The following is a 12395-nucleotide window of genomic DNA, read 5'->3' on the forward strand; positions in this document are numbered from 1 at the left end:
GGGAAAGTCTACTGGCGCCCAGCCTATTCGGGAGTGGTCCTCTGGCTCGCCTCCCGGTCCGCCCCCTTGGCGGGCTCCCGGCGGGGGCGCTTGGGCAGCACCCGGAGGGCTTCGCCTATGTCCGAGACCTCCAGCACCTTCATCCCGCTGGGCACCTTGCCCGGATCGGCGGGCACGAGGGCGTGGGTGAAGCCGAGCCTGGCCGCCTCGGCCAGTCGCCGCTGCACACCCGTGACCCTTCGGACCTCGCCCGCCAGGCCCACCTCGCCGATGGCCACCAGGTTCTTCGGCAGGGGGGTGTCGCTGGCGGCGCTGGCCAGGGCGAGCGCCACGGCCAGGTCGGCGGCGGGCTCGGAGAGCTTCACACCGCCCACCGTGGCGCTGTAGATGTCGCGCTTGCCGAGGGCGCTGATGCGGCCGCGCTGCTCCAGCACGGCGAGCATCATCGACACGCGCGAGGTCTCCAGACCCGAGGTCGTGCGGCGCGGGGAGGGGATCTGGGAGTCGACGGTCAGCGCCTGCACCTCGGCCACCAGCGGGCGGCGGCCCTCGAGCGTCACCGTCAGACAGGTGCCCGGCACGGGCTCGGCACGCCGGGTGAGGAAGAGACCACTGGGATCGGCGAGGCCCGTGATGCCCTCGTCGTGCAGCTCGAAGCAGCCGACCTCGTCCGTGGCGCCGTAGCGGTTCTTCACGCCCCGCACCAGGCGCAGCCGCGCGTGCCGGTCGCCCTCGAAGGACAGGACGACGTCGACCAGGTGCTCCAGCAGGCGGGGGCCCGCGATGGCGCCGTCCTTGGTGACATGGCCGACCAGGAGCGTGGCCATGCCGCGCTCCTTGGAGGCCCGGATGAGGGCGCCGGCGACCTCGCGGACCTGGGCCATGCCACCGGGCGCCCCGTCGATCTCCGGGGAGGCCACGGTCTGCACGGAGTCCATGATCAGCAGCGACGGCTTGACCGAGTCGAGATGCCCGAGGACGGCGGACAGATCGGTCTCGGCGGCGAGGTAGAGATGATCGGACAGCGCGCCGATGCGGTCGGCGCGCATCCGGACCTGGCTCGCCGACTCCTCGCCCGTCACATAGAGCGTGCGGTGCTCCTCGGAGGCCGCCTTGGCCGCCACGTCCAGCAGCAGGGTCGACTTGCCGACACCGGGCTCGCCCGCGAGCAGCACCACCGCGCCGGGCACCAGACCGCCGCCGAGCACCCGGTCCAGCTCGGGGACGCCCGTGCCGCGCGCGGTGGCCTGACGGCCGTCGACCTGGGCGATGGGCACCGCGGCGGTGGTCACCCTGCCGGGCGCGGTCGTCCGCACGGCGGGCGCGCCGCCGAACTCCTCGACGGTGCCCCACGCCTGGCACTCGGGGCAGCGGCCGAGCCACTTGGCAGTGGTCCAGCCGCACTCGGTGCAGCGGTAGGAGGGCCGGTCCTTGGCGGACGAGCGAGAGGTACGGGCAGCCATGCGGAACACGGTAGCGGTGGCCACTGACAGCGCCGCCGTGACGTCGTCCGCCAGTACGTACCGCCCTGTCCCGAGCTCGGCCAATCGGGGCGGAATGTAGGGCTCCTGTCCCCCTTTGAGGGAGAGGGTCACCCGTATGGGCTAAACCTCTGTCGGCAGGGCGGACGTGGACGCGGCACCGGCCTACCGTCGCCGGGATGATGACGAGCAGGCCCGAGCCCCCCACGCATGCCACCGGCGCGCACCGCGCACCCAGCAGTGCGCCGCGCGCGGCCCAGCCCCAGGTCGTCGAGAGCACCACCGAGCACACTGAGCATGCCGAGGAAGGCCCCGCGGAAGGCCTCCAGAACAGCCCGCACCTCGACGGTCTGTTCACCTACTGCCTGTCCGTGCTGTGCGACCACGGGTCCGCCGTCGCCGCCCTCGGCGAGACCCTGGCGCTCGCCGAGCGCCGCGCCGACCGCGCCCCCGCCGCCGAGGAGGCGCACCGCGCCTGGCTGTACGCCCTCGCCCGCTGGGAGTGCCTGCGCAGGCTCGCCGAGCGCGGCCCCGGCGACCCGCCGCCCGTCCCCGACGCGGGCGCCCGCGCGGAACTGGCCCTGCTCGCCTGGCCCGAGGCCGCCGGCACCACCGCCGAGCAGCGCGAGGCCCTGGAACTGGCCGTACGCCACGGGCTCGCCCCCCATGAGGTCGCCGCCGTGCTCCGCCTGGACCTCGACGCGGCGCGCGTCCTGCTCTCCAGCGCCGCCTGCGAGGTCGAGCGCACCCGCACCGCGCTCGCCGTCGTCGAGTCGGGCCGCTGCCCGGTGGTCACCCGCTTCGTGGGCGACCGGGAAGTGCTGCTGGGCGCCGCGCTCCGGCGCGAGCTCGTCCGCCACGTCGACGAGTGCGCCGACTGCCGCCGTACCGCCGAGCGGGCCGTCGCGGGCGAGCCCTGGCCCGGTACGGCCGTGTCACCGGCCGCCGCCCTGCCCGTCCTCCGCGCTCCCCGCGCCGCCGCGCACGCCGCGATGCGTCGCGCCCTGGACGCACGCCCCCCGCGCCGACGCGCGAGCGGGCAGCGCGCCGGCGCCCCGCGCTTCGACCGCGGTGGCTTCCCCCTCACCCCCAAGGACCGCGCCGCCCGCCGCAGCAGGCTGCGCAGCCGGGCCGTGACCACCACCGTCGTCGCCACGGTCGTCGCCGCGCCCATCCTCGCCCTGTGGGCCGCCTACCGGGGCACCCCGCTCGGCGAGGGCACGGGCGCCGCCCCGGTGTCCGCCACCGAGACCGACAGCCTGGGCGGCAGCCCCCACGAGGGCCTGTACGAGGGCACGTACGCGGATCCGTACGGGGCGACCGCCCCGGCGGGCCCCACCCGGCGCGTCAACGGCACTCCGGGGCACCTCGGCCACCGCTTCCCGGACGTCTCCGTGGCCGTCCTCGGCCCGGACGGCAGCCCCACCCCGGCCACGCGGTCCGCCGGCCCCACACCCCCGGCCGCCGTCGCGCCGAGGCACACCCAGGCCGCCCGCCCCGCCGGACCCGGTCGGCTGACGGTCGAGGCGCAGCCCAGCGGCACGGCCACGCTCATCACGCTCACCGCCGACGGCGGCGAACCGGTCAGCTGGTCGATGTCCGCCGGGGCGCCCTGGCTACGGCTGAGCCAGCCCGGGGGAGTGCTGCGTCCGGGGCAGTCCGTGACGGTCACGGTGCTCGTCGACCACAGCCGGGAGCCCACGGGCCCCTGGAGCGCCCGTGTGGCCATCGCCCCGGGCGGCACGGTCGTCACCATCGAAGGCTGCGGCACCCTCCGCCCGACTCCGACCCCGACGCCGAGCCAATCGACCTACCCGCCCACGACGCCACCGCCGACGCACTAACCGGTTTGTGGGCAATCGTTCCGCGGGGCGGAACGGGTGGGCACAAACCCACCCGCCGGCCCGCACCCGCAAGCGGCCCCGCTCAGGCCCCGGGCCGGTCGTCCGCCGGATGCGGAGCCATCGGCAGCAGCGAAGCCATCCGCTCCTCGCACAGCTTCACCAGCCGCGCATACCCCCGCTCACCCATCAGCTCCACCAGCTCCGCCCGGTACGACACGTACACCGGATCCGCACCCACGTGCGCGGACCGCGCCGACGTGCACCACCAGTGCAGGTCGTGCCCGCCCGCGCCCCAGCCCCGACGGTCGTACTCGCCGATCGACACCTGGAGCACCTGCGTGTCGTCCGGCCGGTCGATCCAGTCGTACGTACGCCGCACCGGCAGCTGCCAGCACACGTCCGGTTTCGTCTCCAGCGGCTCGCGGCCCTCCCGCAGCGCCAGGATGTGCAGCGAGCAGCCCGCGCCGCCCGCGAAGCCGGGCCGGTTCTGGAAGATGCAGGAGCCCTTCCAGCGCCGGGTCTGCCGCTCCCCGTCCTCGTCGACCTGCGTCCACCCGGAGTCGGCACCCACCTCGTGGAACTGCCACATCTCCGGCGTGAGCCGCGCCACGTGCTCGGCGACCCGCTGCTCGTCCTCCTCGTCCGAGAAGTGCGCGCCCAGCGTGCAGCAGCCGTCGGCGGCGCGTCCTTCCCGGATGCCCTGGCAGCCGTCGCCGAAGACGCACGTCCAGCGGGAGGTCAGCCAGGTCAGATCGCAGCGGAAGACTTGTTCCTCGTCGGCCGGGTCGGGGAACTCGACCCAGGCACGGGCGAAGTCGAGCCCGACCTCGTCGGGCACCGGGGCCGCCTTGGCGGCCTTCACCACTTTGGACCCGAGCTTGTCCTTCTTGCCGGAGCTCCCGGAGTCACCGGAGCTCCCGGAGCCGTTGACCTGCTTGCTGGAGGCTCTTTCCCGCTCTTTGTCCGGTTTGGCCTTCTTCGTCTTCGCCACCCCTCAAGCCTAAGTGCCCTCGGCCACCGCAGTAGCGTTCAGGCCATGAGACTCGGTGTCCTCGACGTGGGTTCGAATACGGTCCACCTGCTGGTGGTCGACGCGCACCCCGGTGCCCGCCCGCTCCCCGCCCACTCCCACAAGACCGAGCTGCGCCTCGCCGAGCTGCTGGACGACTCCGGCGCGATCACCGACGCCGGGATAGAGCGGCTCATCGGCGTGATCCAGGAGGCGCTCCAGGCCGCCGAGGACAAGGGCGTCGAGGAAGTGCTCCCCTTCGCCACCTCGGCCGTCCGCGAGGCCTCCAACGCCGACGCCGTCCTCACCCGCGTCCAGCGGGAGACCGGTGTCACACTGCCCGTCCTCACCGGCGCGGAGGAGGCCCGGCTCACCTTCCTCGCCACCCGCCGCTGGTTCGGCTGGTCGTCCGGAAAGCTCCTTGTCCTCGACATCGGCGGCGGCTCCCTGGAGATCGCCTTCGGCCTCGACGAGGAGCCCGACGCGGCAGCGTCCCTCCCCCTCGGCGCCGGCCGCCTCACCAAGGGCTGGCTCCCCGGTGACCCGCCCGACTCCTCGGACGTACGGGCGCTCCGCCGCCATGTACGCACGGAGATCGCCCGTACCGTCGGCGACTTCGCCCGCCTCGGCCCGCCCGACCACGCCGTCGCCACCTCCAAGACCTTCAAACAGCTCGCCCGGATCGCGGGCGCGGCCCGCTCCACCGAGGGGCTGTACACCCAGCGCACGCTCAGCCGGAAGGCCCTGGAGGAGTGGGTGCCCAAGCTGGCCACGATGAACTCCGGCCAGCGCACCAGGCTCCCCGGCGTCTCCGAGGGACGCGCGCGGCAACTGCTCGCGGGCGCGCTCGTGGCGGAGGCGGCGCTGGAGCTGTTCGGCGTGGAGGAGGTCGAGATCTGCCCGTGGGCGCTGCGCGAGGGCGTGATCCTGCGCCGGCTGGACCACCTGCCCACGACCTGAGCGGACCACCCGGTGGGGCGGCTTGGTCCGCCCCACCGGGCGGACCGCTCAGGGCCCACCGTGACGTACCCGACGTACCCGACGTACCCGTCGTACGGAACCACCTGCCCGCCGCCGGAGGGGCGGGCATACGCTGTCCCTCGTGACAGAGCCAGTGGTGCGCATTCCGGATGCGAAGGTCGCGCTGTCCACGGCATCGGTCTACCCCGAGTCGACGGCGACGGCCTTCGAGATCGCCGCCCGGCTGGGTTACGACGGTGTCGAGGTCATGGTGTGGACCGACCCGGTCAGCCAGGACATCGACGCGTTGCGTCGCCTGTCCGACTACCACCAGGTACCCATCCTGGCCGTCCACGCCCCCTGTCTGCTGATCACCCAGCGCGTCTGGTCGACCGACCCGTGGGTCAAGCTCCAGCGCGCCCGCGCGGCGGCGGAGAAGCTGGGCGCGAGCACCGTCGTCGTCCACCCGCCGTTCCGCTGGCAGCGCTCCTACGCGCGGGACTTCGTCCAGGGGCTGTGGCGCATGGCGGGCGAGACCGACGTCCGGTTCGCCGTCGAGAACATGTACCCCTGGCGCTACCGCGACCGCGAGATGCTCGCCTACGCGCCCGACTGGGACGTCACCAAGGACGACTACCGCCACTTCACGGTCGACCTGTCGCACACGTCGACGGCCCGCACGGACGCCCTTGAGATGATCGACCGGATGGGCGACCGGCTCGCCCACATCCACCTCGCCGACGGCAACGGCTCCGCGAAGGACGAGCACCTCGTCCCCGGACGCGGCAAGCAGCCCTGCGCCGAGGTGCTGGAGCGCCTGGCGACGAGTGGGTTCGACGGGCATGTCGTGATCGAGGTCAACACCCGCCGGGCCATGTCCGCCGCCGAGCGGGAAGCGGACCTGGCCGAGGCCCTGGCGTACACCCGCCTCCACCTCGCCTCCCCGACGGGGGTGCCGAGACCGTGACGAGCGAGGACCAGCCGACCGAGGACCAGCCGGACGAGAGCCAGGACCGTCCCCCGGCCGCCGCCCCGCGCCGCCGCGGCCGTCCCGCCCGTACGGACGCGGGCGGCGGCCCCGGCGCGCGTGAGCGCATCCTCACCGCCGCCCGCGCCGAATTCGCCGAGCGCGGCTACGACAAGGCGTCCATCCGCGGCATAGCCAGGGGCGCCGGCGTCGACCCCGCGCTCGTCCACCACTACTTCGGCCCGAAGGAACAGATCTTCGCCGCCGCCGTCGAGACGGCCTTCGCGCCCGCCCTCGACGCCCAGGCGGTCGTCGTCCAGGGGTCGCTGGACAGTGCGGGGGAGCGGCTGACCCGCTTCGTCCTCGGGCTGTGGGAGGACCCGGTCACCCGCGAGCCGCTGCTCGCGATCGTGCGGTCGGCCGTGGCCAACGAGGCGGCCGCCGCGGTCTTCCGCGATCTGGTGTACACCCGGCTGATGTCCCGCATCGCCGCCGAGCTGAAGGCCCCCGACGCGCAGCTGCGGTCCGAGCTGGCGGCGGCACACCTGGTGGGCGTGATCATGCTGCGCCACGTCATCAAGATCGAACCGATGGCATCCACGGACCTCGACCAGGTCGTGGCGATGGTCGCCCCGGCGGTCCAGCGCCACATGACGGGCGCCCCGGCACGCTGACCGGCATCACGCCGGGCGTCACGCCGGGCGTTACGTCGGGCACCACGTGGGGCATCTCGCATCCCGGAAACCCTGTCCGCTTCGCGGACGAGCGGCGTAGGCTCGGACGTCCGAGACACAAGGAGTGAGCAGGATGCCCGAGCTGAGGTCCCGCACTGTCACCCACGGCCGCAACATGGCGGGCGCCCGAGCCCTTCTGCGGGCCGCGGGCGTAGCGCGCGAGGACTTCGGCAAGCCGATCATCGCGGTGGCGAACAGCTTCACGGAGTTCGTGCCCGGCCACACCCACCTCCAGCCGGTCGGCCGGATCGTCTCCGACGCGATCAAGGCGGCGGGCGGCATCCCGCGCGAGTTCAACACCATCGCCGTCGACGACGGCATCGCCATGGGCCACGCGGGCATGCTCTACTCGCTGCCCTCCCGCGACCTGATCGCCGACTCCGTCGAGTACATGGTCGAGGCCCACTGCGCCGACGCCCTGATCTGCATCTCCAACTGCGACAAGATCACCCCGGGCATGCTCATGGCCGCGCTGCGCCTGAACATCCCCGTCGTCTTCGTCTCCGGCGGCCCCATGGAGGCCGGCCAGGCCACGCTCGTCGACGGCACGGTCCGCAAGCTCGACCTGATCAACGCCATCGTCGACTCGGTGAACGAGAACGTCTCCGACGAGGACGTCCTGCGCATCGAGGAGAACGCCTGCCCGACCTGCGGCTCGTGTTCCGGCATGTTCACCGCCAACTCGATGAACTGCCTCACCGAGGCCATCGGCCTCTCCCTCCCGGGCAACGGCTCCGTGCTCGCCACCCACACCGCCCGCAAGGCGCTCTACGAGAACGCCGGCCGCACGGTCGTGGAGATCACCAAGCGCTACTACGACCAGGGCGACGAGTCCGTCCTGCCGCGCAACATCGCCACCCGCGCCGCCTTCGAGAACGCCATGGCCCTCGACATCGCCATGGGCGGCTCCACCAACACGATCCTCCACCTGCTCGCCGCCGCCCAGGAGGCCGGGCTCGACTACGACCTCAAGGACATCGACGCCGTCTCGCGCCGCGTCCCCTGCCTGGCCAAGGTCGCCCCGAACGTCGCCCCCGGCGGCACGTACTACATGGAGGACGTCCACCGCGCCGGCGGCATCCCCGCCATCCTCGGCGAGCTCTGGCGCGGCGGCCAGCTCAACGAGGACGTCCACACCGTGCACGCGCCCTCACTGGCCGAGTGGCTCAAGACCTGGGACGTCCGCGGCGGCTCCCCGTCCGCCGAGGCGGTCGAGATGTGGCACGCCGCGCCCGGCTGCGTCCGTTCCGCCACCGCCTTCTCCCAGTCCGAGCGCTGGGAGTCCCTCGACGTCGACGCCGAGAACGGCTGCATCCGCTCCGCGGAGCACGCCTACTCCAAGGACGGCGGCCTCGCGGTCCTCAGGGGCAACCTCGCCGTCGACGGCTGTGTCGTGAAGACCGCCGGTGTCGACGAGTCGATCTGGACGTTCGAGGGCCCGGCCGTCGTCTGCGAGTCGCAGGAGGAGGCCGTCGAGAAGATCCTGTCCAAGGGCATCAAGGAGGGCGACGTCGTCGTCATCCGCTACGAGGGCCCGCGCGGCGGCCCCGGCATGCAGGAGATGCTCTACCCGACGTCCTTCCTCAAGGGCCGCGGCCTCGGCAAGGCCTGCGCCCTGGTGACGGACGGCCGCTTCTCCGGCGGTACGTCGGGGCTGTCGATCGGCCACGCCTCGCCCGAGGCCGCCTCGGGCGGCACGATCGCCCTCGTCCACGACGGCGACCGCATCCGCATCGACATCCCGTCCCGCTCGATCGAACTCCTCGTGCCTGAGGACGAGCTGGCGGCCCGCCGCGAGGCCCTCGGCGGCACGTACGCGCCGAAGAACCGCGACCGCAAGGTCTCGGCGGCCCTGCGCGCCTACGCGGCGATGGCGACGAGCGCGGACAAGGGCGCGGTGCGGGACGTCAGCAAGCTGGGGTAATCGGCCCTCAGCGGCCCGCCCCTGCCTTCACCCGCTCCGGCGGGGTGTCGCCCTACCGCCACCCCGCCGGGTTCCGCTCACTCACCGCGAACACCGTCCCGTCCGGCGCCGCGCCAAATACCTTCCCGTCCGCCACCACCGGCTCCGGAAGCAGCTCCAGAACCCCGCGCCCCGCTCGCGCCAACCGCGGCGACGTCTGCCCGAGCAGCGTCCCCTGCCCGGTGTCCACGGCCAGCAGTCGCCCGTCGGCGGCGGAGAGGTACAGCCGGCGCCCGTCGTCATCGGCGACCAGCGCCGACGCGTTGGCGACGGACGTCTCCATCCGCCACAGCTCACCCGCGGGCCGCCCGGGCAGCTCCGCCGTACCGATCGCCGTCAGCCCGCCGTCCGAGGACAGGACGTACACCACGTCGCCCTTCGCGATGACGCTCGTCGCGTCCAGGGGCGTACGGAGCGGTATCCGCCGTTCCCGCCCGATCCCCGGGGCATAGCGGACGACAGTGGAAACCTGCGTCCGTGTATTGGTCTCGCTGAGATAAACACTGCCGTTCGGCCCGGTCCCGACGGCCGTCAGCGCACCGTCCGCCGTCCACCGCCACAGCGTCGTACCGCGCACCGGGTCGACACCGACGACGTTCGTGTGCCGCCCGTCGGGTGCGAGAGCGACGCCGATGGCGTCACGCCCGTAGAAGGAGAAGACGGGCTTGATCCCACCGGGCAGCGCATGCCGCCACCGCTCCCGGTTCGTCGCCCCGTCGACCGCCGTGATCACACCGTCCCCGGCGACCAGCAGTACGGTGTCGCCCGCGTAATAAACGCGTCCGTCGTACGCGGACACATCGCGCGTCCAGCGTGGCTCACCCGTGGCCGGGTCGAGCGCGGACAGCACCCGCTTGTCCGGCGACAACGCGTGCACCAGCCCACCGGACACCCTCGGCGCCCGCGCCCCGCTCACACCGGGTCCGGGCCGGTCGCCGCCTGGAGTCGCCCGCCGCCACGCGACCTTGCCGGACGCGGCGTCTATACGGGCCGCGTGCACGCCCCGCCCCGCGCAGTACAGGGCGCCGTCCGCGAACGTACAGAACCCGGCCCGCACCTCACCGTTCCCGGCGGGGTCGGCGAGTACGGACGTCTCCCACGGGCGCCAGGAGGAGCCCGCCGGGGTGGGGCGGCTGGGCGTCGGCTGCTTGCCGAGGCTCTCCACCTCCTCCATCACCCAGGCACCGCCCGCTATCAGTGCGACGGCGGCCACGGTGGCAGCGGCGGCCCGACGGAGCGACAGCAGCCGACGGGACCGGGGGCGGGAGCCGCCGTCCGTAGAAGGGGGAGAGAGGGAGCCGGCCTCCGGGACGGACCCCGGGACGCGCCCGGGAACGCGCGCGGAAACCGGCGACGTCGTCACCGGCCCGGGCTCCGGCGTCGGCAGCATGGCCATGATCGCGTCGGGCGTCGGCCGGTCCGCAGGCTCCTTCGCGAGGCAGGCCTGGATCAGCGGTACGAGATCGTCCGGCACACCCGCCAGATCGGGCTCGTCGTGCACGACCTGGTACGCGACGATGTACGGACTCTCCGACTCGAACGGCCCCCGCCCCGTCGCCGCGTGCACCAGCAACGACGCCAACGCGAACACATCCGCCGCCGGCCCCACCTCACGCGGCCGCTGGAACTGCTCCGGGGCCATGAAGGGCGGCGTACCGATCAGCTTGCCGGTCTCGGTGCGCAGCTCGCTGTCGTACGGCCGCGAGATCCCGAAGTCGATGACCTTCGGACCGTCCTCGGCGAGCAGCACATTGCTGGGCTTGAGATCCCGGTGCACCACGCCCGCCCGGTGGATGTCGCGCAGCGCCTCCGCGAGCCCGGCCGCCAGCCGCCGCACCTCGTCGGGGCTCAGCGGCCCATTCCGCTTCACCTGCTCGGACAGCGTGGGCCCGGGGATATAGAGGGTGGCCATCCAAGGCCGTTCACCATCGGGATCGGCGTCGACGACGGACGCGGTGAACGCACCGCTCACCCGTCGCGCCGCCGCGACCTCCTGCCGGAACCGCGCCCTGAACTCGGGGTCCACCGCGTATTCGGCGTGCACCACCTTGACGGCGATGCGCAGCCCCGACGGCGAGCGCGCCAGGTGCACCACGCCCATGCCACCCGAGCCGAGGCGCCCTTCCAGCCGGTACCGGCCCGCGTATTGCGGATCGTCCGCTTCCGGCCCGGCCCCCGTACTGCGCAGCGGCGGCATGTCCCACCCCCGTGTCACCCGTGTGATTCGACCGCTTTCGGCGGCTTGCGGAGCCTAATCGATGGGGCAGGGGCTACCGGGGAGGCGCAGCCGTGCGTTGCTAGCCTGCACATGTCATTCACCTCACGGGGGAGAGCACCATGGCGTACTACCCGATCGCTCCTGGCCATCAGGTCAATGTCCGCCGGGGCCCCAGCTCCGACAGCGAACTCGTCAAGGTCCTCCCGCAGGGCTCCAGCGTCTCCATCCGCTGCCAGACCCGCGGCGAGACCGTCTCCGGCCCGTGCGGCACCACGGACGTGTGGGACTGCATCGCCCCGGGCCAGTACGTGTCCGACGCGTATGTGAAGACGGGCAGCAGTGGCTATGTGGCGGTCGCCTGCTCGGGCTGACCGCTCTGACTGCCTGACCGCTCTGACCGTCGACCGGCATGCCCGTAATCGACGCATGCCCATAATCGACGTATGAGCGGTGAGCACGAGACGGCCGGCCCCCAGCCCGAATCCATCAGGTTCTTCGGTACGACCTGGGTCGACCATGACGGCGGCTACGCACTGCGCCGGGCCGGGGTCGCCGTGGGCTCCCTGGCCGCGGCGGCAGCGGGCGCGTTCGTCCTGCGCCTGGGATACGAGGGCCTGGCCATCGCCAAGGTGGGCGGCCTGATCAACGCGATGGTCGTCGTGGCCTTCGCCATCTGTAGCGCCCTTGCTTTCCGTCGCACATGGGAGCGGTTCGTCCGCCGCCCGGAGGCCCCGGTGGACGCGGCGGCCGAACGCTCGATGCAGAGCCTCATGATGATCGGCTTCCTGGGCACCCTGCTCGCCTACTTCTGCCGCAGCCTGGTGGAGGCCCCGGGCGAGAAGCTCCACCGCGCCGAGTACGACCGGGCCCGCGCCCGCCACGAACGCCTCCGTACGACCCGCACGGGCAACCCGGCGGGCCGGGCACCCAAGGGGCGGCGCAAGCACCCCTGAACCTCGTGTAGAGTTCTCCGAGTTGCCACGGAGTCCGACAGGACGAAGAGGCGACGACCTCCACTACTTGTATGACTCCCTGAACGGGATGAATTTCGGCGTGTCCGAAATTCGGATCGGGCGCCGATTAGGCGCCACCGGGGAAATCCGCTAAAGTAGTGATCACGCCGGAAGCCGCAAGGCAAAGGCGAGAAACCCCGCTCCAACAGGGGGCCGGAAACGGAATCCAGACCGGAAACGGAACGGAAAACGGATCTGGTAAGGTT

10 protein-coding genes are annotated in these 12395 nt (G+C 72.7%); 7 read left to right on the forward strand and 3 right to left on the reverse strand.

Translation table 11 applies throughout. The annotated features are described in order from the left end of the window. Positions 1–23: 23 nt before the first annotated feature. Entirely contained in the window at positions 24–1463 is a 1440-nt protein-coding gene (radA, locus tag RM609_RS29925) for a DNA repair protein RadA (RefSeq protein WP_311614979.1), read from the reverse strand. Between the two features lie 197 nt (positions 1464–1660). On the opposite strand from radA, the gene RM609_RS29930 reads away from it, so the two are divergent. Next, complete coding sequence (locus tag RM609_RS29930) at positions 1661–3325, forward strand: BACON domain-containing protein (protein WP_311614981.1); 1665 nt, start codon at positions 1661–1663, stop codon at positions 3323–3325. Positions 3326–3407: 82 nt separating this feature from the next. On the opposite strand, the gene RM609_RS29935 is transcribed toward RM609_RS29930, so the two are convergent. Continuing rightward, positions 3408–4190 carry a DUF3109 family protein gene (locus RM609_RS29935; RefSeq protein ID WP_438828569.1) on the reverse strand — a complete coding sequence of 261 codons (783 nt, stop codon included), beginning with the start codon at positions 4188–4190 and terminating at the stop codon, positions 3408–3410. Positions 4191–4361: 171 nt separating this feature from the next. Here RM609_RS29935 and RM609_RS29940 point away from each other — a divergent pair, with 171 nt between their 5' ends. The 4 genes from RM609_RS29940 (at position 4362) to ilvD (ending at position 8919) form a co-directional block, all read left to right on the forward strand. Beyond that, positions 4362–5294 carry a Ppx/GppA family phosphatase gene (locus RM609_RS29940; protein ID WP_311614984.1) on the forward strand — a complete coding sequence of 311 codons (933 nt, stop codon included), beginning with the start codon at positions 4362–4364 and terminating at the stop codon, positions 5292–5294. A 142-nt stretch (positions 5295–5436) separates the two neighbouring features. Continuing rightward, positions 5437–6261 (forward strand): sugar phosphate isomerase/epimerase family protein, encoded by an 825-nt coding sequence (locus tag RM609_RS29945; protein WP_311614985.1) that lies wholly within the window; start codon positions 5437–5439, stop codon positions 6259–6261. Beyond that, positions 6258–6935, forward strand: coding sequence for a TetR/AcrR family transcriptional regulator (locus RM609_RS29950; protein ID WP_311614987.1), 678 nt, complete (start codon positions 6258–6260; stop codon positions 6933–6935). Before RM609_RS29945 ends, RM609_RS29950 begins: the two co-directional genes overlap by 4 nt. A 133-nt stretch (positions 6936–7068) precedes the next feature. After that, the gene (gene ilvD / locus RM609_RS29955; protein WP_311614989.1) at positions 7069–8919 is read left to right on the forward strand and encodes a dihydroxy-acid dehydratase; all 1851 of its coding nucleotides are present in this window, start codon (positions 7069–7071) and stop codon (positions 8917–8919) included. Between the two features lie 52 nt (positions 8920–8971). Here ilvD and RM609_RS29960 read toward each other — a convergent pair whose 3' ends face one another. Continuing rightward, positions 8972–11155, reverse strand: a complete 2184-nt coding sequence (locus RM609_RS29960) for a serine/threonine-protein kinase (protein WP_311615001.1) — start codon at positions 11153–11155, stop codon at positions 8972–8974. A gap of 116 nt (positions 11156–11271) precedes the next feature. Between RM609_RS29960 and RM609_RS29965 the strand changes: the two genes are divergently transcribed. Next, the gene (locus RM609_RS29965) at positions 11272–11547 is read left to right on the forward strand and encodes an SH3 domain-containing protein (RefSeq protein WP_438828570.1); all 276 of its coding nucleotides are present in this window, start codon (positions 11272–11274) and stop codon (positions 11545–11547) included. A gap of 72 nt (positions 11548–11619) precedes the next feature. After that, positions 11620–12129 (forward strand): hypothetical protein, encoded by a 510-nt coding sequence (locus RM609_RS29970; protein WP_311614993.1) that lies wholly within the window; start codon positions 11620–11622, stop codon positions 12127–12129. The last annotated feature ends 266 nt before the right edge of the window (positions 12130–12395 follow it).

It is taken from the genome of Streptomyces hesseae (assembly GCF_031845785.1).
GTDB lineage: Bacteria > Actinomycetota > Actinomycetes > Streptomycetales > Streptomycetaceae > Streptomyces > Streptomyces hesseae.